Raw genomic sequence first — 20,005 nt, 5'->3', positions numbered from 1 at the left:
CGAGCTGACGCCGCTCCCGTCAAAACAGGCTCCGCTGGTCGACCGCCACCTCGTGTCCGACCTGCCTTGTGGAGCTCGCTGGCGTCCGCTTCTTCTCCGGCCCCGTCGGGGATTGGGCGCCCGCCACCGTCGCTTCCTCGGCCACCCCATCCCCCACAAACTTCGCCTCATAGTTGGCGAACCGCCGCCGCATCACCGCGATCGCCTCCGGGCTCTCGTCGACCAACACCACGTCGCGCCCGAAGCTGGCCCCGGCCTCGCCGAACGAGCCGCTGCCGGCGAAGAAGTCGAGCAGCTTATCCCCCGGGCGCGAGTGCACGCGGACGATCCGGGTGAGCACGCCGAGCGGCTTCTGCGTCGGATATCCGGTCTTCTCATGGCCGTTCGGGCTCACGATCGTGTTCCACCACGCGTCCGTCGGCGTCTTGCCGCGGGCGGCCTTTTCCTCGCCCACCAGCCCCGGAGCCATGTAGGGGATGCGATCGATCTCATCGTAATTAAAGCAATAGTTCTTCGGGTCCTTGGCGTACCAGAGGATGTTGTCGTGCTTGGCTGACCAGCGATTGGTCGCCCGGGCGCCGTAGTCGTAGGCCCAGATGATCTCATTGATGAAACTGTCGCGACCGAAGATCTGATCGAGGGCGACCTTGGCGTAATGCACCTCGCGATAGTCGAGGTGCAGGAAGAAGCTCCCACCTGGTTTCAACAGGCGATACGCCTCCTCGAGCCTGGGCACCAAGAACTCCATATAGTCGTCAAAGGTATCCGTGTAGGAGCTCTTGCCGACCACGGTCGTGCGATAACGGCGCCCCTGAAACCCCGTCCGATCGCCATTGTCGTCACGCTCCGTCTTGATCCGCGTCCGCGCCTGCGACCGCCCCGTGTTAAACGGCGGATCGATATAGATGAGGTCGAAGGAACCCGCGGGGAGCTTCCCCGTGATCTCGAGATTATCCCCCTGATGGACCTCGATCCGACCCGCGCCGGCCGCCCGCGCGGGCGAGGGAAAATCGCGAAAGCCGAGCGACTCGGGCGGCACCGCCGACGAAGCCTTCACCGAAGATTCCGGGGGCGCCTGTATCACCGCAGCAGCCTGGACCACGAACCGATACTTCATCCCCCGACGCTGACCCGCAGACTCGACCCTCGCGCCACCCAGCATGCCCGATCCCTTCGCCGCAGCACGCACGCGCTCAAAGGCCGCGCTCGCTTCGCCATTCAGCGAGCGCGCAAAGACCTCCATGAGCTCCGCCTTGTTGAACCAGCGCTCACGCTGCACCGGATCGCCGCAGAGCTCGGCGACCAGGGCCTCGAGCGAACGCGGCGCGGCCTTCGGTGCAGCGACTGAGCGACTCGGCTGATCTTCAGGCATCGGGGATCCGTCCGGAACAGGGCTGGAGAGTGGACCTCGGGTTCGAAGCCGCGCACCCCCATACCATAACTTCGCCACCCTCAACAACGGCCAGTACCCGCGGCGAGACGGTAACATGACCCGCGAGCAGGGCCTCTCCACCCGACACCGTTCCACCGCACTGCCCTCCCACGCCAGCCCGAACATGGCCTCAGGGACATGTCCCAACCGCCATGTCGCCCCCTCAGGGCCGGTGCGGTCCGGCTCTCGGTCACGCCGACCGCACCGTCCGTGAGCGGAGGCTTCGCTTGCCGGAGGGCCGGGAGGGGGGTCGACCGAGTCCGGCGTAGACCCGGGAGCAACCCCGGCCTCAGTGTGTCAGGCCGTGTTTGAGGGCGACCCCCCTCCCGGACATCCGGCTTCTCGAGCCTCCGCGGGCGCCCAGCCGGACCGCACCGGCCCGTGCGACGTCCTCCGCGCCACCGATCGTTGCTCTCCCCTGTGTCGAGGTACCCAGCCGCCCATGACCTGTCCCCAGAGACAGCCCACCAGCACCTGCCCCAAGAGACATGAACACGCCCGCAGCCGTCCCCACCAGAGCAGGCCGCGGCAGATTGGACAGCCGCCGCGCGCTGCGAGACACTGACGACGATGCCCAGCCACCGCCCGTGGCCGTCTACACCGGCGCCGGCATGGCTGCGTACGGCTTCACCCGCGGCTCGCTCCCCGACGGCCGCCACTACTACGACCCTGGCCGCTTCACCGCCTTCGCCGCGGCCCTCCGCGCCAGCGAGCTCGCCCCGCAGGTCCGCGAGCAGGACGCCCCGCCCGCGACCGACGCCGAGCTCCTCCGCTTCCACAGCCCCGCTCACCTCGAGTTCATCCGCCGCCGCTGCGCCGAGGACCGCGGCGCCCTCGACCACGGCCCGACCCCCGCGCAGCCCCACATGCCCGCCGCCGCCGCCAGCGTGGTCGGTGCGGTGCTCGATGCGACCCCGACTGCGCCTCGCCCTCGCGCTCCTCACCGACCTCCTCCCCGATCAAACCATCGCCTGCGTCGACATCGACGCCCACCTCGGCGACGGCGTCTTGGGACGCCTTCGTCGACCACCCCCGTCGTCCTCCTCGACATCCACCAGCACGCCGCCAGCCACTGGTACAGCGACGGCCACGAGCCCGAGCCCGCGCCGATCGTCACCCCCCGCGCCCGCTCCTTCGCCCTCAACGCCGGCGCCGGAGACCCTGGCTTCGCCGCGCTCTGGCCCGAACAGCTCGCCTGGCTGGGCGCCCACACCCCCGCCTTCATCGTCCTCAACGCCGGCGCCGACGGCCTCGCCGGCGACCGCCTCGGCTCCCTGCTCTACAGCCCCCGGGTGCACGCCCGCGTCGCCCGCGACCTCGTGGCCCTCGCCGACCACCACGCCGACGGCCGCCTCCTCGCCCTCGGCGGCGGCGGCTATCATCCGCCTGCATTCACCGCCGCCTGGCTCGCCGTAATCTCCGCCCTCCTGGCCTGACCCCCACATAACTGCCCACATTCCCCACCATGCAATCCAGCGCCCTGACCGCCATCTTCCTCCCCCGTCGCCCTCGGCATCATCATGCTCGGGCTCGGCCTCTCGCTGACCATCGCCGACTTCAAGCGCGTCGTCGTCTACCCGCGCGCCGTCATCGTCGGCCTCCTGTGTCAGATGCTCATCCTGCCGGTCGTCTGCTACGGCCTCGCCGTCGGCTTCAACCTCCCGCCCGAGCTCGCCGTCGGCCTCATGCTGCTCGCCGCCTCCCCCGGCGGCGCCACGGCCAACCTCTTCAGCCACCTCGCCAAGGGCGACGTGGCCCTCAACATCACCCTCACCGCCGTCAACAGCGTCCTCTCGCTGCTCACCCTCCCCTTCATCGTCAACTTCGCCCTCACCACATTCATGGGCGAGGGCAAGGTCCTCCCGCTCCAGGTCGACAAGGTCATCCAGGTGTTCGCCATCGTCCTCGTCCCCGTCAGCATCGGCATGACGATCCGCGGCGTCCGCCCCAAGCTCGCCGACGGCCTCGACCGCCCCGTCCGCATCCTCTCCGCCGTCTTCCTCATCCTCATCGTCGCCGCCACGATCATCAAGGAGCGCGCCATCATCGGCGACGCCTTCGCCTCCGTCGGCCCCGCCGCCCTCTGCTTCAACCTCGCCAGCATGCTCGTCGGCTACTTCATCCCCCGCCTCCTGCGCCTCAACAAGCGCCAGTCCATCGCCATCGGCATGGAGATCGGCATCCACAACGGCACCCTCGCCATCGCCATCGCCACCGCCCCCACCCTCCTCAACAACAGCGTCATGGCCCTCCCCCCGGCCATCTACAGCCTCATCATGTTCTTCACCGCCGCCGCCTTCGGCTGGCTCGTCAACCGCGGACGCAACAACGACTGAGCGCGAGGGCGACAAGCACATCGACCGGGCGACCCGCGGTGAACTCGCGTGATAGTCTCGCCCTCATGCACCGCGCCACGCTGCGACTCGGCCTCGGCCTCGGCCTGCTCGCAGCGGCGTGCGCGAGCCCGGCGACCGACGCCGTCATCCCGGACGTCGAGCCCGCCCCACCGCCCGCAGCCCCCGAGCCGACCGCGCCACCCGCATCGCCACCACCCGCATCGCCACCACCGGGCCGCGACCATCGCTCGTTCGTCGCCTGCAGCGCGGACGCGGATTGCGGGTGGGACAATCCCTGTACCCCCCGGCGCTGCGTCGAGGCCCAGCTGCCTGCCGCCTGCGAGGAATCCTCGCCGAGCCCGGGCACCTGCCTGTGCCTCGCCGGTGCCTGCACCTTGAAACCCCACACCCCGCCGCCGCCCAGCGGCGCCTGTGAGCCGCGCGCCTGCGTGGTCGATCGCTCGGCGGGCATCTGCGTCGCCGACGACGGCGACCTCCCCCAGAACATACGCAGCACGAAGCCGGTCGACGTCCGGACCGAGCTGCGATTGCATCAACCCCGCGAGCGGCTGCACCTTCAACGTGGTTCGACCCGGTGCCCTGCGAGACGGTCCGCGACTGCTGGGTCTCCCCGAGCCCGCGCCGCCACCCGATCGCCCGGCCGAAGCAGCTGCGCAGGCGTGACTTCCAGCCCTGCGCCGACGGCGAGGCCGCGCCGCGCTGCAGCGACGGTCACTGCGTGGTCGGCCCCGCCTTTAGCTGCTGAGCGTGTGCCCAAGCTCGCAGCGCCTCCACCCGCCGCCCGCGAAGTTAGCTCGCAATGCCTCGCCACGCCGTCCGCGAAGGCCCGGCGCGTGACCCGGACGATCGCCGCACGAATTTCGGCGCCACCGCGCCCACGAACGCGCCCCGCCGCGCCCGCAGGCCCTGGTGCCCGCGGCGTTTCCGTTTACACTGCGCGCGCCCCAAACCTCGAGGTGTCCGCATGAGCAGCCCCGCCGAAATTCGTCAACTCGACAGCTACCCCGCCGCCTTCCTCGGCGGCTGGTACGCCTTCGCCCACGAGGAGGAGCTGCGGCCCGGTCAGGTCCTCGGCTTCGACATCGACGGCGAGCAGCTGGTCGCGTTCCGCTCGGCCAGCGACCCCGATGATATCGGCGTGCTCAATCGCCATTGTCCGCACCTCGGCGCCGACCTCAGCCAGGGCACGGTCAAGAAGAATTGCCTCGAGTGTCCATTCCATAATTGGCAGTTCTCGACCGACGGCCACGTCACCAAGATCCCCTACACAAAGTCCCCGCTGCGCGCCGCCCTCAAGGCCCGCCGCTGGTACACCACCAACTTCCACGGCGTCTTCTGCGTCTATATCGACCAGGACCGCGCCCGCCGCGGCGAGCCGCCTCCGTACGAGCTGCGCCGCTTCCCGGCATCGACGCCGGCAACGTCGTGTTTCGCGGCCGCCGCGACGCCGGGCTGCTCGCCTCCACATCGCCGAGCTCGCCGAGAACAGCGCCGACGTCGCCCACTTTCAATACCTCCACGGTCGCATGACCGTGCCCTTCACCAGCATCAAGATCCCCGGCATCACCATCCACCACGACGTCTTGTGGTTCCACGACCCGGAGCAGCCGCATCTGCCGGCTTCCGCGACATCGCCGTGCTCGAGTTCCTCGGCCGTCGCCTGAAGTTCACCACCGCCACCGCCGAGGTCCGCTTCTTCGGCCCCGGCAGCGTCAGCGCAGTTCGGCTTCACCTTCCCGGACCTGGGGACATGGTCCTGTTCCAGACCCACACCCCCACCGAGTCCGGCGACCCCATGATGCACCGCGTCCGCTTCCGCTGGTTCGCCGACAAGAAGATCCCGCGCCCGCTGGTCAGCTACGTCGTCGGCTCGTGGATGTCGCAGCTCCAGGCCGACATCGGCATCTGGGGCCGTAAGCACTACCAGGGCAAGCCCATGCTCATGCCCGAGGAGCGCCAATTGCTCGAGATGCGCCGCTGGTACCGCCAGTTCTACCCGGCCCATCCCCACGCCCACGCGGCCACGCCCTGATCCGTGGTGATCGCCATCATCGCCCGATCCGTAGGCCCCCTATCTCCACACTCGAGCTACTGCAGCAGCACCGCCGCCGCGATCGCCATCACCACCGCGATCATCACCGCCGTCACCGCCGTCTTGCGACGAAAGCGCGGCACCACCGGCGCCAGCTTCGGCCGCCCCCCCGGCGGCGGCGTCGACTCCACCGGCATCGTCGAGACCACCGCCGCCACCCGCCCGACCAGGCCCTCGACCTCCGCGTCACTGACCGGCCGCGAGAACATCGCCACGAACGCCGCGTGCTCCTCCGGCGGGTCGATGCTCGCCCGCTCGGCCGCGACGTCGGCCGCCGTCACCTTGCCCGCGACCGCCGGCTCCCACGCCTTCGGGTAGCGGATCTGGTAGTCGCGCTCGACCTCGCCGAGCGCGCGCAACAGTGGGTCCTGTTCTTCGCTCATGCGCCCGCCCCCTGATCATCCTCCAAACAGCGGCCGCCCACGATCCCACGCCGGCTCACGCGCGTCGCTCCTGCCCTGCTTGCCCGGCTGGCTGGTTGCCCTCCCGTGCCAGGCGCCTCGCCAGGTTGCGGGTCCGGGTGTTCCACGCGTCGACCGCCTCGCGCGTCATCTGAACTCCACAGCGACCTCGGCGATCGGCCGCTGCTCCACGTAGATCTGCTGGAACAGCTCGAGCCCGCGCTCATTGAGGTGCACCCGCAGGCGCTCGAGCAGCGGCCGCAGCTCCTCGCGTGACTCGAGCACGCGGTCGCCCGGCTGCGCCTCCGTCATCGCCACGGTGTCGGTCGGGTCCTCGCTCCACGGGTTGCCGCGGTGCCCGTGGAGGATCCTCGCCACTCGCTGGCGCGCGATGAGGCGGACGAAGCTGGCCAGCGAGCGCCCCCGGCCCGGGTCCCACATGCGCAGCAGGTGCCCGCCGTCCGCCAGCAGGTACAGGAGCACGTCGTGGAGAAGTCCTCGACCTCCTGCCGCGGGTCGCGTCGCCGCGGCAGCGCGCCGGACCAGGGCCACGCCGACCTCCACCTTGATCACCGGCAACAGCGCGCGGACCAGGCCCACCAGCACGGTCCGGTCCCCCTCGAGCGCTCGCTGGATCTCCGCTGGCGTCAACCGCCGACGACTTTAACAGAGCCGCCCGGCCGCGACGAGGCCGATCGCTCCGCGATCGCGGGCGCCACCGCCAGCCCTCAGAAGCGCAGGATCAGCCCGACGCGAAAGCCCTGCACCCCGCCAGCGATCCGCGGCCGCAGCGTGACCCGCCGCGACCACTCCTCGTGCCGACGCTTGCGCTGCTTGCCGATCACCAGCAGCGGCACCCCGGCCCCGAGATGAGCCAGCGCCCCGAGCCCGAGGCCGAAGGCCGTCAGCTTGAGCGTCTCGCGTCCCCGCAGATCGTCCCGCGCCAGCGCATCCGTCGTCGCGAAGCAGACCAACGCCGACACCGCGAGCAGCGACCCGACCCCGATCGCCAGGCCGCCGCTGACCCGCATCCAGGTCCCACGCGGCGGCTCACCGACCGGCGGCGGCGGCACGATGTACACCGGCGGCGGCGGGGCTCCCTGCGGCACCACCGGCGCGGGCCCTCCTGCGATCACAAGCCCCAGCGTCATGGCGATCAACAGCATGGTTCACCATCGTATCACCCCTCGCTAGCACCGCCGCTGGAGCGATCTCCACGCGCTCCTCGCGGACCTCCATGCGCCAAGGAGACAGGTCCTGCAGGCCGTGATTTTTTGGCCAGGCGCTTCACAAGACCCCATCGCCGCCTGCGCGGCTGTGATATGGTGCGAGACAATATCCTGAGGAAGATCCCATGCATACCTTGAATCGCGTCGGTATCTGTGTCTCGGCCCTGGTGGTGGCGACCGGCCTCGTGAGCGCGTGTGGCGATAGCGGCTCCGGTGACACGACCTCGCAGACCATCTCCGCGACGGTCACCGAGGCGGGCAGCACGAGCAGCTCGGGCGCGAGCGTCTCGGACAGCCAGGCCACCACGGACACCCCCACGAGCACCGCCAGCGGCAGCGACAGCGTCAGCGGCACCACGCAAGGCGTCGGCAGCACCGGCGACGACGGCGGCCTCAAGTTCGACCTCGGCAACGGCGAGGACACCACGACCGGGGCGATGATGGGCGGCCCCGGCTCGTGCCGCCCCTCCGAGATCTATGGCGCGAGCGGCGGCTTCCCGGCCTTCACCGCCCCCGACTACGCCAACTTCCTCGGCAAGGACGTGCTGATCATGACCTCGAATGCGCAAGAGGACGGCTATGTCCTGCACGTGCTCGATATCTCGGGCCCGACCCCGCCGCCGAATCTCACTACAACGCGCCCAAGTACCACGACCCCGCCTGGCAGCAGGCCAACCTCGGGCGCCTGTTCGGCCTCACCCTCGACTCCGACGGCAACATCTACGTCGCCCCCACCACGGTCTACGGCCCCAACCCGAGCCCGGCGACGATCAAGCGCATCGACCACCTCACCGGCCAGATCACCGACTTCGCCACGGTGCCCAACAGCGGCCCCGCGATCGGCAACATCAACTACGACTGCGTCAGCCAGACCCTGCGCGCCAGCAACCACGAGGACGGTCGCATCTACCAGTTCGACATGTCCGGCACCATCGTCAGCACCACCACCACGCCAAGGGCGAGGTCACGATGGGCCCGGCCAACGACCCCGGCGAGCCCAACGGTCAGTTCGCCCCGCTCGGCGAGCGCGTGTGGGCCGTGCAGTCGCGCGCCGGCCGCCTCTACTACAGCGTGTGGTGGGAGGACTCCGGCCGACAGTCAGCCAACAGCAACGAGATCTGGTCGGTCGCGTACAGCGACGACAAGGGCATCCCCGACCCCGCCACCAAGAAGCTCGAGATCTCGGTCCTCGGCACCAACAACAACGCCGACTTCTCGAACCCCGTCTCCGACCTCAGCTTCGCCGCCACCGGCTGGATGCTGCTGTCCCAGCGCACCATGGTCGGCGACTCGCAGACCAGCGCCCACCAGTCGACCACCTACGAGTACGACTACGACCCGATGACCAAGACCTGGGTCTCGCAGGGCACCACCTATCTGGTCGGCGAGCTGGTCGGCAGCAACGCTGGCGGCGTCGACCACGACTTCGCCGAGGGCGGCTATGTGTGGATGAGCGGCGACGCCTCGACTTCTACACCCCAACGTCGTGCACGGCGTCCAGGGCACCGCACGGCGGCGGCAGCATCGAGAACAGCACCCTCATCGACCTCGACGGCGAGATCACCAACCAGGACAAGACGGCCCTCGGCGACGTCGAGATCCCGATCCCCGGCGACGCCAAGCCGGTCCCCCCGCCCGGCTGATCGCTCGCGCCACCCACCACGACGCGTCCGCGGCGTCGCCCGCCACGGCCCGCCACGGCCCGCCACGGCCACCATGGCAGGCAGCGCCTCGTCGCTCGTGCCCGCTCAGCCGATGCGCAGCGCCACGAAGCGGCGAAACTGCTCCGCCGCCACCTCATCCACCGCCGCCGTCTCGGCGAGGCACAGCGCCTCCGCCAGGTGCCCGGCCCGCAGCGCCAGCTTGCGCGCCCCCGCCTCGAGCGCCGCCCCGCCCTCACTGAGCGCCTGCCGCCCCGCCGCGACCAGCCCGCGCACCCCGTCGCGCACCGCCGTCGCCGCGACCCGGTTGAGCGGACGCGCCAGCCGCTCTGACCTTTGGGACAGGTCCGCCAAGACCGCCGAGAACGCCCCCTCGCGGCCCTCCGCGCGCAGCACGTCCAGCGAGAGCACGTTGGTGGTCCCCTCCCAGATCGCCAGCACCTGGGCGTCGCGCAGCAGGCGAGGCAGCCCGGTGTCCTCGACGTAGCCCGCGCCGCCGAAGCACTCGAGCGCCTCCGACGCGGTCGCCACCGCCTGCTTCGCGGTCGTCAGCTTGGCCAACGGGATCAACGCCCGCAGGCGCCGACGCTCGTCCTCGCTGGCGGTGCCCGCCTCGCTGCGTCCGAGCAGCGCCGCGCACTCCATCACCAGCGCCAGCACGGCCGCCGCCTCGGCGTCCATGTCGGCCAGGGTCGCCGTGCAGCGGCAGATCGACCAGCTTGCGCCCGAACGCCACCCGCCGCTCCGCGTAGTCGCGGGCCAGCGCGCAGGCCCGCCGCATCCCCGACGCCGACGCGATCGCGTTGTACAGCCGCGTCACGTTGAGCATCCCCGAGATGTTCGCGACCCCGCGCCCCGGCTCGCCGATCAACGTCGCCGGCGCACCATCGAGGGTCAGCTCGGCCGTCGGCAACGCCCGCGTCCCCAGCTTGTCCTTCAACCGGTTGACCGTGATCCCCTGCCAGCCGCGACCTGCCTCGCGCGTCACCTCGACGCAGAACAGCGACAGCCCGCGCGAGCCCGCCACCGGCGCCTGCGCCCCGTCGTCGATGCGGGCCAGCGTCAGCGCCATCTCCGAGGTCGTCGCCGACGTGAACCACTTGACCCCGTGCAGCGTGTAGCGCTGCTCCCCGCCGACCACCCCGGCCGGCCGCGCGACCGTCTCGGTCCCGCCGACGTCCGAGCCACCTGTCCTTTCGGTCATCCACTGCCCCGAGGTGATGAAGCACGCCGGGTCGGTGGTGGTCAGCCCCGGCACCAGGCGCTCGCGCAGGCTCGCCGGCGCCAGGTCGATCAGCACCCGCGCCGCCGCGTCGGTCATCGCCAGCGGGCAGCTGTAGGTCGCCGAGCTGGCCGAGAACGGGTGCAGCAGCGCCGCCTGAATCACCCGCCGATGCTCGCCGAGCCCCGCCTCGTAGCCGGTCGCGACCAGCCCCTGCGTCGCCGAGAACACCCGCAGCGCCTCCCAGGCCGGCGAGGTCCGGATCTCGTCGACGCGGCGCCCCCACGGGTCGTACGGCACGTGCTCCGGCGGCTGGGCCTCGGCCTGCGCCGCCAGGCGCGGCAGCAGCTCCGTGCTCGCCACCCCGATCGCCGCGCAGCGGGCCTGCGCGAGCGTCAGCAGCGACGCCGGCAGACGGCGGGCCAGCTCGGCGCGCAGCGTCGGATCCGCGAGGAACAGGTCGGGGTTGCCCGGGGCGTCCTGAAAAAACGACATCATCAAACCTCCAGATCGCTCGCGTCCACGCCCCGCGCCACGGCCGGCCCCACCGCCGGCGGATCGGGCTCGGTCGAGACCCGCGGCTGCTCCATCAACCAGCGCCACGCGTTCTTCACGTCCTCGACCGCGAGGTACAGCGCCGGCACGATCAGCAGGGTGATCGCGGTCGCGAACATCACCCCGAAGCCGAGGCTCACCGCCATCGGGATCAGGAAGCGGGCCTGCACCGAGGGCTCCATGATCATCGGCGCCAGCCCGAAGAAGGTCGTGATCGAGGTCAGCATGATCGGCCGAAACCGCCGCGCCCCCGCGGCCGCGACCGCCTCGAACTGCGACATCCCCTGGCGATGAAACGCCGATCGCCCCGACCAGCCCGAAGGGGATCGCCGCCATGACGATGAAGGGCTGGATGTAGCTGCGAAACGGCACCGCCAGCAGGCCGTAGATCGCCAGCAGCGCCATCATCGCCCCGGTGCCGAGGCTGCCGAGCGACTCGCGCTGCTCGCGGTTCTCACCGCCGAGGCCCCACGACAGCCCCGGATACTCGTCGGGCAGCGCGGCCAGCACCTCCTCCTGCAGCTTGCCGAGCACCAACGCCGGGGTCGTCTCACCGTCGCGGATGTCGGCGGTGACGTGGATGATGCGGCGCCCGTCCGCGCGCTCGATCGACGGCCAGCTGCGGCCGCGCTTGATCTCCGCCGCCTCGCGCAGCGCGATCTCCCCGCCCTGCGAGGTCCGGATCAGCAGGTCCGAGATGTCGTTCTCGTTGCGCCGCTCCGCCGCCGGCAGGCGCACCAGCACCCGCACCTCGTTGCGCCCGTCCTGCTGGCGCAGCGCCTCGCTGCCGTAGAACGCCCCGCGCACCTGGCGGGCGATGTCCGTCGCGTTGAGCCCCAGGCTCACCGCCTCCGGCCGCAGCGTCAGGTCGAGCTGCGGCTTGCCGAGCGCCACGCCGTTCTCGACGTCCGTCACGCCGCCGTAACCGCGCAGCGCCGCCACCACGTCGTTGGCCGCCGCCTCGAGCACCTTGTCGTCGCGGTGCGAAATCTCGACGTCGACCGGGCGCCCCGCGCTCGGGCCCATGTTGAAGTTGAACTGCACCGACTTCGCCTCGACCACTGGCCCGACCCGCTCGCGCCACTCGGCGGCGAAGGCCGAGGTCTCGAAGTCCCGCTTGTCGCTGGCCACGAAGTACACCTGCACGTTGGCGAGGTGCCCCCCGCTGCTCTGGTTGCCGGCCCCGCCGGGACCCATCACCGGCCCGCGCGAGCCGATCTGGGCGAAGAGCCCGCGCTTGATCGAGTCGCCGCCGCGCTCCTCGAGCAGCGCCTGGGCGGCCGTCAGGACCCGCTTCTGCACCGCCCGCGTCTGCTCGACGCTGGCGCCGTAGGGGCAGCTCGATCGCGCAGGTCACCACGTCGCCGTCGATCGCCGGGAAGAAGCGAAACCCGATCAGCCCGGCGCGCACGTAGCCGATGGTGACGATCAGCATCGCCACCCCGACCGCGATGGTCAGGTAGCGCCAGCGCAGCGCGGCCCGCACCAGCGGCGTGTAGAAGCGAATGATGAAGCGCTCGAGCCCGCGGGTGACCTTCTGCTGCTGGCGATGGATCGCCGCGTACACCCCCTTCTCGCTCGGCTTCTTCATGTGCCCGAGGTGCGCCGGCAGGATGAACAGCGACTCGAACAGCGAGATCAGCAGCACCGAGATCACGATCACCGGGATCACGCTAAACAGCTTGCCCGAGAAGCCCGGCACGAAGAACATCGGCGTGAACGCGGCCACCGTCGTCAGCACCGAGAACACCACCGGCACCCCGACCTCCTTGGTCCCGCCGATCGCCGCCTCGATGTAGCTCTCGCCGCGCTGGGTCCGCTCGAAGATGTTCTCGCCGACCACGATCGCGTCGTCGACCACCATGCCGAGCACGACGATGAACGCGAACAGCGTGATCATGTTGACCGACACGTCCAGGCTGGGCATCAGCATCAGCGCGCCCATGAACGAGATCGGGATGCCCATGGTCACCCAGAACGCGACCCGCAGCTCGAGGAAGAGCCCGAGGCAGATCATCACCAGCGCGAGGCCCAGGTACGCGTTGCGCATCAGCAGGTCGATGCGCTGGGCGTAGATCTCGGACATGTCGCGCCACTGGGCGATCTTCACCCCCGCCGGCAGGAAGGCCGCGACCTTCTCGCTCTGCTCGCGCACCGCCGCCGCCACCTCGAGCGGCTTCTGCTCGCCGATGCGAAACACCCGGATCATGATCGCCGGCATCCCGTCGAAGCTCGCCGACTCGTCGGTCTCGGCGAACACCTTGCGCACCCGGGCGATCTCCCCGAGCCGGATCTCGGTGCCCGCCGGGCCCGTCACCACCGGGATGTCGGCGAAGCCCCGCTCGTCCGCGCGGCGCTCGTTGGTACGGACCAGGACCTCGCCGGTCGCCGTCTTCACCCCGCCGCCCGGCATCTGCAGCGAGGTCTGGGTGACCTTCTGGGCGATCGCGTCGAGCGTCAGCCCGTGCACCCGCAGCTGCTCGCGCGGCACCTCGATCGAGATCTCCCGCGGCGGCGCACCAGCGAGGTCGACCTGGGTGATCCGCGGGTCGGTGAGGAACTGGTCGCGCGCCTGCTCGGCCAGGTTGCGCAGCACCTCGAGGTTCTGCTGCCCGTAGATCACCACCGACAGCACCTCGGAGCGGTTGGTCAGCATGCTGACCACCGGCCGCTCCGTCTCCTTCGGCAGCGAGGTGATGCGGTCCACCGCGCTCTTGATGTCGGCCAGCGCCTTCTCCTTGTCGGCGCTCACCTGCAGCTCGGCGGTCACGAAGGCCCGGCCCTCGGCCGCGGTCGCGACCACCCGCTTGACCCCGTCGATGCCGCGGACCGCCTCCTCGACCGCGAGGATGATGCCCTGCTCGACCTCCGCCGGGCTCGCGCCGGGGTACGGCACGCTGATCGAGATCATGTCGAGCTCGGTCTCCGGGAACACCTCCTGCTTGACCCGCGCCCCCATCAACAGGCCGCCGATCAGCAGGAACACCATCACCAGGTTGGCCGCCACCGGGTTGCGCGCCATCCAGGCGATCGCCCCCGGACCTTCGATCTTCTCCGCGGGCTCGCTCATGGCGACCTCCTTCGAGCTTCGTTCGCTGCGACTGAAAAATTCAGGGACGTGCGGGCGCCGAGGCGGCGATTAGCGCCGGCGACTCGCCCTCGATGCGGACCGCCATGCCCTCGGTCGGGCTCGCCAGCGGCGTCGTGACCACCGGCTCGCCGGGCCTCAGACCGCGGACCAGCACGGTGTCGACCCCGCGCCACGCGACCTCGACCTCGCGGGCCGTCAGCTTGTCGTCGACCACCAGCCACACCGCGTGGTCGTCGACCAGCGCCACCCGCGGGATCTCGGTGGTGTCCGGCAGCGGCGCGCCGGCGATCTGGACCCGCACGTAGCTCCCGAGCAGCAGCGGCAGCGTGGCCCGCGGCCCGCTCTGCTCCGGCGCCGCCTTGAGCGCGGCCGGCTGCACCCCCAGCGGATCCTCGACCATCACCAGCACCCGCGCCATCCGCCCGCGCGCGTCGACCTGCCCGAGCAGCCGCTCGATCACCCCGTCGCGCTCGATGACCACCCCGCCGCCCGCGTCGAGCAAGATCTTGGCCGCCGAACCACGCGCGTCGATCGCGACGTTGACCCCGGGGATCTCGAAGTGGATGAGCTGCGACACCGGTACCGCCACCTCGACCCAGTAGCGGTCGATCGCCACCAGCGTCGCCAGGGCCGTCTGCGGCGTCACCAGCTGCCCGAGCTCCGCCGTCGCCTCGAGCACCAGCGCGTCGAAGGGCACCTTCACCTGCGTGCGCCCGAGGTCCCGCCGCGCCTTGTCGAACTGCGCCCGGGCCGAGCTCAGGCTGGCCTGGGCGCTGCGCCCGTGGCTCTCGCGCAGGGCAAAGGCGCGCGCGTCCTCGCTGAGCTTGTCGAGGTTGGCCTGCCAGTCGTACTCCGCCACCTGCTTGCGCCCGCGCTCCTCGACCAGCGCCGCGGTGGCCTGCTCGAGCGCCGCGGCCTGGGCCGCGACCACCGTCGCGTGGTCGCGGTTGTCGACGCGGATCAGCGGGTCGCCCTTGTGCAGCAGACCGCCCGGCAGCAGCGAGGCGCTGCGCTCGACGATCCTCCCGCTGACCTCCGGCTGGACCACGAGGCGGTGCACCGGCTTCACCTCACCGAGCGCCTGCAGGCTGATCGGGTGGGCCGTGGGCTGGGCCCGCAGCACCGTCACCGGCAGCTCGCGCTTCGCCTGCGGCCGGGCGGCGACCTGCGGCTTGGCCAACATCAGGGAACGCGCCGCCGCCACGGCGCCAATCAGGACCAGGACCGGCAGCAGATAGCGCAGCAGGCGTTGCATCGGGGTGCGACCTCGCAGGGTGATAGCGCGGAGCCACCGGGAAGTACACCGTTCCCGCGGCGATGCCGCGTCGGGAAGCTCCGCTTTCGCGATGAAACAGCGGCCCGCCACCGCAGCGGACGGCCCACCCGTGTGCGTTCTCGCAGGGGCGCCAGCTGGGCTGCCCTGCGTTACTCTGTCCCGGCGCGCCGACGGGCGGGTGCGCGGGCACGGACCCGGCATGCGGCGGACCAAGGACAACACGCGCGAAGTCCTGACGATGGACTCGGACCCCGACGTCTGGCGCGGCAGCTATGCCACCGAGTCGCAGCCGCAGCTGCGCGACGGCATCATCGCCGCGGCCGCAGCCGCCGAGATCACCCAGGACAAGCTCCCGGGCCGCGCCGGTGACCCGTCGCTGGGCGGCGACCCGTCGCTCGGCAACGACGACGACACGCACGCCGAGGAGGGCCAGGGCGACCACGACGACCCGCGCCCCGGCTACTTCGGCGAGTCCGCCCGCATCGGCCGCTTCGCCGTCCTGCGCACCCTCGGCGAGGGCGGCATGGGCGTGGTCTACTCGGCCTACGACGAGGAGCTCGACCGCCGCGTCGCCCTCAAGCTGCTGCGACCCGGCCGCGACAACAGCCCGCGCAACCAGGCCCGCATGCAGCGCGAGGCCCGGGCGATGGCCAAGCTGTCGCACCCGAACGTCGTCCAGGTCTACGAGGTCGGCCGCATCGACGAGCAGGTGTTTGTCGCGATGGAGTTCGTCCAGGGCAAGACCCTGGGCGCCTGGCTCAAGGCCCAGCCGCGCAGCTGGCAAGACACCCTCAGCGTCCTGATCCAGGCCGGCCGCGGCCTCCAGGCCGCCCACGAGGCCGGGGTCATCCACGCCGACTTCAAGCCCGACAACATTCTCATCGACGCCGAGGAGCGCGTGCGCGTCGTGGACTTCGGCCTGTCCCGCCGCGCCGAGCCGGCCAGCGCCTCCTTGCAGGCCGCGGCCGCCCGCGGCGAGGCCGGCCGATCCTTGCCGAACGCGGCCGCTGGCCTGCACGTTGGCCCCGGCGAGCCCGCCCGCTCCCAGATCTCCGCGACCGTGCCGACCTCCAGCCCGCCGCCCACGCGGCCGGTCAGCGACGAGTCCAGCCAACGCCCCGGCGAGGAGCCCCGCAGCAACGCCCGCATCGCCGGGACCCCCGCCTACATGGCCCCGGAGCAGCACCGTCACTGCCCGGCCGACCAGCGCAGCGACCAGTTCAGCTTCTGCATCACCCTCTACACCGCGCTCTACGGCAAGCACCCCTTCGCCGGCGGCAGCCTGCTCGAGCTCGTCATCAACCTGAGCGACGGCAAGATCCATCCCCCACCGGCCGGCACCCAGGTCCCGGCCGCCGTGAACGCCGCCCTGATCCGCGGCCTCGCCAACCTGCCCGAGAAGCGCTGGCCGACCCTGGCCGACCTGCTCGACGCCCTCGAGGTCGGCTCCGGCCGCGACCGCGACCCCGAGTTCGACCTCAGCGTCGCCAAGCGCCAGCGCGTCGTCCTCGCCGGCATCATCGCCACCAGCATCCTCGGCCTCTCGGTGGTCGTGATCCTCGGCAGCCCGCAACAGAACATGCTGCCCACCGCGGTCATGAACGCGGTCGCCGGGGGGATCATCAACACCGTCCTGCTGCTGGTGATCTTCTTCTTCCGCCGCTCGCTGCTGAAGAACACGATCAACCGCCGGGTCACCGCGTGGCTGGTTGTCTCCAGCCTCGCCATGCTGTTTCACCGCACCGTCGCGGTCTTCCTCGACGTCCCGGTCGCCGCCACGATGGCCCTCGATCTGCTGATGCTGGGCTCCATCGCCACGATGGCGGCGATCACGATCGAGGCCTGGATCGGCTGGACCGCGGCCCTCCTGCTGATCAGCGCCGTGCTCGCCGCGGCCATGCCCGGCATTTCATCCGTCATCTTGGCGATCACCATTGTCGGTGTATTCTGCCTCGCCGTCCTGTTCTGGAGCCGCTGAGCGCACGACGCGTCCTGGCCCAGCGGACGGCGCCCGAGGCCGATGTCAGCCAGCGTCCAGGAGTTCCACGAACGCGTCCTCCGCGGCCTCGTCCACACCTACCACGGCGACGAGGTCGACCACAGCGCCCGCTACGTCGTGCGCACCGGCGAGTACCCGGCCGACCTCTCGGGCCGCACCTTCACCACCGTCTTCCCGTACCAGTCGATCCACGAGCACCACGAGCTCGCCGTCAACCCGCACATGCTCACCGCCTCCGGGCGCCTGCTGACGATGGACCTCGAGCCGCTCAGCGACCGCGGCGGCACCTTCATCCGCGTCGCCACCCGCTTCATCGAGAACCAGTCGTGGCACCTGCGCAAGCTGGCCCCCGAGGCCTTCGTGCGCACCGACTTCGCCGAGTTCAGCTGGTTTGGCACCTCGAACCTCACCAACACCGCCCCGATCCCCGCCTTCTCGGTGCTCGGCGAGGGCGGCTACGAGGGCCGCCGTATCCTGCTCTCCTACGACGCCGGTCGCCCCGTCGAGATCTCACCGCTCACGCTCGAGCACCTCACCCCGGTCGGCCGCTCGCGCGACTACCACGCCGCCGTCGGCAGCAGCTTCAGCCCGATGATCATGACCTCGGGCCACCCGGTCTACGACCCCGACTTCGAGCCCGGCAAGCCGCGCCTGCTGTTCACCAACATCGTCCCGCGGGTCGCCGACTTCCTCAGCGTCAACAAGCCGATCCGCGCCGACCTCTACCTCATGACCTGGGACGGCGGCCCCGGCGAGCCGACCCCGCCGCTGCGCGTCACCGTCGACGGCAAGCCGGTGATCCTGCGCCACGCCTCGGTGCACCAGCTGTGCCTCACCCGCAACTACCTCGTCATCTTCAACGCCAACCTCGTGCTCAACACCGCCTCGCTGCTCGAGCCGCTGGCCCCGCTGGTGTGGCGCTGGCTGATCGAGAAGCGCACCGAGGAGGTGCCGCGCAACCTGCGAGTGTTCTACCGCTGGCTCAAGATCCGCATGCGCGAGGCGACCCCGGACCTGCGCTGCCCGGTCTACTTCATCCACAAGGACGCGATCCGCAGGGCCCTGCGCGGCGAATCCCGTGACGTCCCCGCCCGCAAGATCGAGCTCGCCTGGGAGCTCACCCACGCGATCGCCGACTACGACGACGACGACGACATCATCACCCTGTTCTGCCAGCACAACATCGGCGCCGACCCGGCCGACCAGATGGAGGACGGCGACCGCCTGGTCGGCGGCGGCACCGTCCCCGCCAGCCTGCTCGGCATGTTCTCCTCCGCCACCGACCTCAACCAGGTCCGCCGCCACGTCGTCGACCTGCGCAGCGGCCGGGTCGAGACCCGCGCCTTCCCCGAGGTCGACGACCACGCCAACTTCCCCTTCGGCCTGAACCTCCTCCCGCCGCTGCAGCTCTCGCCCTACCTCTCCGAGCACAGCGGCTCCGACGTGCCCAACCTGCTCCGCGCCGCTCGCCGCCACGACGCCACCTACTGGGTCGCCGGCGGCTGGCTGCCGCAGACCATGAGCACCCGCGTGTTCGCCAACTTCCGCCGCGGCCGCCCCGACGACGCCTGGCCGCCGCGCCGCCTCATGGGCCTGTCCGAGTTCATCGAGCGCATGCAGGACCCGGCCAACACCGTCCGCTTCTTCCGCCTCGACCACGACATGAAGTTGGAGAGCGCCTACACCTTCCCCGCCGGCTGGTTCATGGCGGCGCCCACCTTCGTGCCCAGGCCCGGCTCCTGCAGCGTTTGCGACGGCTACCTCATCGCCCAGGTCTGGGGCCCCGACAGCGCGGCGATGGAGGTGTGGATCTGGGACGCCGCGCGCCCGCTCGACGCCGGCCCCTGCTGCACCCTCGGCCCCGGCCCCTACGAGCGCGGCATCCGTCCCGGCTTCCCGCTGCACTCGAGCTGGGTCGACCGCGCCGGCGTCGAGAACTGGGTCCGCCCCGAGTACAGCGCGCCCACGATCGAGATGCCCACCTACCTCAAGCTGTTGGAGCTCGGCACGATCGGCGCCGGCGTGCTGCGTCGCCTGCTGCAGCAGCTGTAGCGGCCCGCGCCTCCTGGTGGCGCGGACGACGTCGCACGGGCCGCTGCGGTCCGAATGAGCCGCGACACGGACGACGTCGCACGGACCGCTGCGTCTGAACAAGCCGCGACGCCAACGACGTCGCACGGGCCGATGCGGTCCGGCTGAGCGCCCGCGCAGGCCCTGGAAGCCGGATGTCCGAGAAGGGGGTCGCCCTCAAACACGGCCTGACACACCGTCGCCGGGGTGATTCCCGGGTCTACGCCGGACTCGGTCGAGGCCCTTCTCGGCCCTCCGGCAAGCGAAGCCTCCGCTAAAGGACGGTGCGGTCGGCGTCACCGAGAGCCGGACCGCAGCGGCCCTGAGGGCGCGACATGGCCGCATGAACATGTCTCTTGCGCCATGCTCCCGCCGGTTGTCGTCCGCGCCGCCTCGACGCCGCGTTCGTCTCGCACTGCCATGCTGATCACCTCAGCTCGCTCGATGAGCCCGAGAGCGGCGCCGACGGCGTGCCGATCACCACCGTCGTCGCCGCGTTCGTCGCTCGCATCGCCGAGCGTCCGGCGGTGCACGCCGCGCTCAAGGCCGAGGGCCTGCTGCGCGCGCGTGCCTGAGCCCTCGATGATGAGCACTGGCGTGAGCGCCCCACCGGTCGCTTG

General features: G+C 70.9%; 16 protein-coding genes and 5 pseudogenes. 8 read left to right on the top strand and 13 right to left on the bottom strand.

Annotated features, from left to right (window positions below):
* Window positions 1-19: 19 nt before the first annotated feature.
* On the bottom strand, window positions 20-1,117 hold the full coding sequence (locus tag IPJ59_RS29465) for a DNA-methyltransferase (RefSeq protein ID WP_463673379.1): 1,098 nt from the start codon (window positions 1,115-1,117) through the stop codon (window positions 20-22).
* 902 nt (window positions 1,118-2,019) lie between these two features.
* On the opposite strand from IPJ59_RS29465, the gene IPJ59_RS29460 reads away from it, so the two are divergent.
* The 4 genes and pseudogenes from IPJ59_RS29460 to IPJ59_RS29445 all read left to right on the top strand — a co-directional run bounded on the left by IPJ59_RS29460 (window position 2,020) and on the right by IPJ59_RS29445 (window position 5,821).
* Complete coding sequence (locus IPJ59_RS29460) at window positions 2,020-2,868, top strand: arginase family protein (RefSeq protein ID WP_293274250.1); 849 nt, start codon at window positions 2,020-2,022, stop codon at window positions 2,866-2,868.
* Window positions 2,869-2,897: 29 nt separating this feature from the next.
* Window positions 2,898-3,768, top strand: a pseudogene (locus IPJ59_RS29455) (bile acid:sodium symporter family protein).
* Between the two features lie 595 nt (window positions 3,769-4,363).
* Window positions 4,364-4,534: a hypothetical protein gene (locus IPJ59_RS29450; RefSeq protein WP_293274249.1), complete on the top strand. Its 171-nt coding sequence runs from the start codon at window positions 4,364-4,366 to the stop codon at window positions 4,532-4,534.
* A 219-nt stretch (window positions 4,535-4,753) separates the two neighbouring features.
* Complete coding sequence (locus IPJ59_RS29445) at window positions 4,754-5,821, top strand: Rieske 2Fe-2S domain-containing protein (protein ID WP_293274248.1); 1,068 nt, start codon at window positions 4,754-4,756, stop codon at window positions 5,819-5,821.
* A 56-nt stretch (window positions 5,822-5,877) separates the two neighbouring features.
* On the opposite strand, the gene IPJ59_RS29440 is transcribed toward IPJ59_RS29445, so the two are convergent.
* From IPJ59_RS29440 to IPJ59_RS29420, 5 genes are all read right to left on the bottom strand, one after another.
* Window positions 5,878-6,264 carry a hypothetical protein gene (locus IPJ59_RS29440; protein ID WP_293248073.1) on the bottom strand — a complete coding sequence of 129 codons (387 nt, stop codon included), beginning with the start codon at window positions 6,262-6,264 and terminating at the stop codon, window positions 5,878-5,880.
* A gap of 165 nt (window positions 6,265-6,429) precedes the next feature.
* A complete protein-coding gene (locus IPJ59_RS29435) occupies window positions 6,430-6,933 on the bottom strand; it encodes a hypothetical protein (RefSeq protein ID WP_293274247.1) in 504 nt (167 codons plus the stop codon).
* Between the two features lie 77 nt (window positions 6,934-7,010).
* Entirely contained in the window at window positions 7,011-7,448 is a 438-nt protein-coding gene (locus tag IPJ59_RS29430; protein WP_293274246.1) for a hypothetical protein, read from the bottom strand.
* A gap of 121 nt (window positions 7,449-7,569) precedes the next feature.
* Complete coding sequence (locus tag IPJ59_RS29425) at window positions 7,570-7,938, bottom strand: hypothetical protein (protein ID WP_293274245.1); 369 nt, start codon at window positions 7,936-7,938, stop codon at window positions 7,570-7,572.
* Window positions 7,939-8,575: 637 nt separating this feature from the next.
* The gene (locus IPJ59_RS29420; protein WP_293274244.1) at window positions 8,576-8,830 is read right to left on the bottom strand and encodes a hypothetical protein; all 255 of its coding nucleotides are present in this window, start codon (window positions 8,828-8,830) and stop codon (window positions 8,576-8,578) included.
* A 126-nt stretch (window positions 8,831-8,956) separates the two neighbouring features.
* On the opposite strand from IPJ59_RS29420, the gene IPJ59_RS29415 reads away from it, so the two are divergent.
* Window positions 8,957-9,154 (top strand): hypothetical protein, encoded by a 198-nt coding sequence (locus IPJ59_RS29415; RefSeq protein WP_293274243.1) that lies wholly within the window; start codon window positions 8,957-8,959, stop codon window positions 9,152-9,154.
* A gap of 105 nt (window positions 9,155-9,259) precedes the next feature.
* Here the strand turns inward: IPJ59_RS29415 and IPJ59_RS29410 are convergent, their stop codons facing one another.
* The 7 genes and pseudogenes from IPJ59_RS29410 to IPJ59_RS29395 all read right to left on the bottom strand — a co-directional run bounded on the left by IPJ59_RS29410 (window position 9,260) and on the right by IPJ59_RS29395 (window position 15,295).
* Entirely contained in the window at window positions 9,260-9,460 is a 201-nt protein-coding gene (locus tag IPJ59_RS29410) for a hypothetical protein (RefSeq protein ID WP_293274242.1), read from the bottom strand.
* 156 nt (window positions 9,461-9,616) lie between these two features.
* Window positions 9,617-9,817: pseudogene (locus IPJ59_RS38255) on the bottom strand (acyl-CoA dehydrogenase family protein); the annotation flags it as partial.
* A gap of 67 nt (window positions 9,818-9,884) precedes the next feature.
* Window positions 9,885-10,889 (bottom strand): annotated as a pseudogene (locus IPJ59_RS38250) (acyl-CoA dehydrogenase family protein); the annotation flags it as partial.
* A 2-nt stretch (window positions 10,890-10,891) separates the two neighbouring features.
* On the bottom strand, window positions 10,892-11,230 hold the full coding sequence (locus tag IPJ59_RS38245) for an efflux RND transporter permease subunit (RefSeq protein WP_366524713.1): 339 nt from the start codon (window positions 11,228-11,230) through the stop codon (window positions 10,892-10,894).
* A 79-nt stretch (window positions 11,231-11,309) separates the two neighbouring features.
* A pseudogene (locus IPJ59_RS38240) lies at window positions 11,310-11,975 on the bottom strand (efflux RND transporter permease subunit); the annotation flags it as partial.
* Window positions 11,976-12,294: 319 nt separating this feature from the next.
* A pseudogene (locus tag IPJ59_RS29400) lies at window positions 12,295-13,971 on the bottom strand (efflux RND transporter permease subunit); the annotation flags it as partial.
* Between the two features lie 88 nt (window positions 13,972-14,059).
* Entirely contained in the window at window positions 14,060-15,295 is a 1,236-nt protein-coding gene (locus IPJ59_RS29395) for an efflux RND transporter periplasmic adaptor subunit (RefSeq protein WP_293274240.1), read from the bottom strand.
* Between the two features lie 220 nt (window positions 15,296-15,515).
* On the opposite strand from IPJ59_RS29395, the gene IPJ59_RS29390 reads away from it, so the two are divergent.
* From IPJ59_RS29390 to IPJ59_RS29380, 3 genes are all read left to right on the top strand, one after another.
* Window positions 15,516-17,294, top strand: coding sequence for a serine/threonine-protein kinase (locus IPJ59_RS29390; protein WP_293274239.1), 1,779 nt, complete (start codon window positions 15,516-15,518; stop codon window positions 17,292-17,294).
* 42 nt (window positions 17,295-17,336) lie between these two features.
* A complete protein-coding gene (locus IPJ59_RS29385; protein ID WP_293274238.1) occupies window positions 17,337-19,367 on the top strand; it encodes a carotenoid oxygenase family protein in 2,031 nt (676 codons plus the stop codon).
* Between the two features lie 374 nt (window positions 19,368-19,741).
* Window positions 19,742-19,960 carry a hypothetical protein gene (locus IPJ59_RS29380; RefSeq protein WP_293274237.1) on the top strand — a complete coding sequence of 73 codons (219 nt, stop codon included), beginning with the start codon at window positions 19,742-19,744 and terminating at the stop codon, window positions 19,958-19,960.
* Window positions 19,961-20,005 lie beyond the last annotated feature (45 nt).

The organism is Nannocystis sp., assembly GCF_016714285.1.
GTDB lineage: Bacteria > Myxococcota_A > Polyangia > Nannocystales > Nannocystaceae > Nannocystis.
This window is presented reverse-complemented; position numbering and strand designations above follow the sequence as displayed.

Bases quoted from the DNA above. Each gene is read 5' to 3' on its own strand.
- IPJ59_RS29465 (WP_463673379.1), bottom strand. From the start codon at position 1,117: ATGAAGTATCGGTTCGTGGTCCAGGCTGCTGCGGTGATACAGGCGCCC.
- IPJ59_RS29445 (WP_293274248.1), top strand. From the start codon at position 4,754: ATGAGCAGCCCCGCCGAAATTCGTCAACTCGACAGCTACCCCGCCGCC.
- IPJ59_RS29440 (WP_293248073.1), bottom strand. From the start codon at position 6,264: ATGAGCGAAGAACAGGACCCACTGTTGCGCGCGCTCGGCGAGGTCGAG.
- IPJ59_RS29430 (WP_293274246.1), bottom strand. From the start codon at position 7,448: ATGCTGTTGATCGCCATGACGCTGGGGCTTGTGATCGCAGGAGGGCCC.
- IPJ59_RS38245 (WP_366524713.1), bottom strand. From the start codon at position 11,230: ATGTCGCAGTTCGAGGCGGTCGCGGCCGCGGGGGCGCGGCGGTTTCGG.
- IPJ59_RS29395 (WP_293274240.1), bottom strand. From the start codon at position 15,295: ATGCAACGCCTGCTGCGCTATCTGCTGCCGGTCCTGGTCCTGATTGGC.
- IPJ59_RS29390 (WP_293274239.1), top strand. From the start codon at position 15,516: ATGCGGCGGACCAAGGACAACACGCGCGAAGTCCTGACGATGGACTCG.
- IPJ59_RS29385 (WP_293274238.1), top strand. From the start codon at position 17,337: ATGTCAGCCAGCGTCCAGGAGTTCCACGAACGCGTCCTCCGCGGCCTC.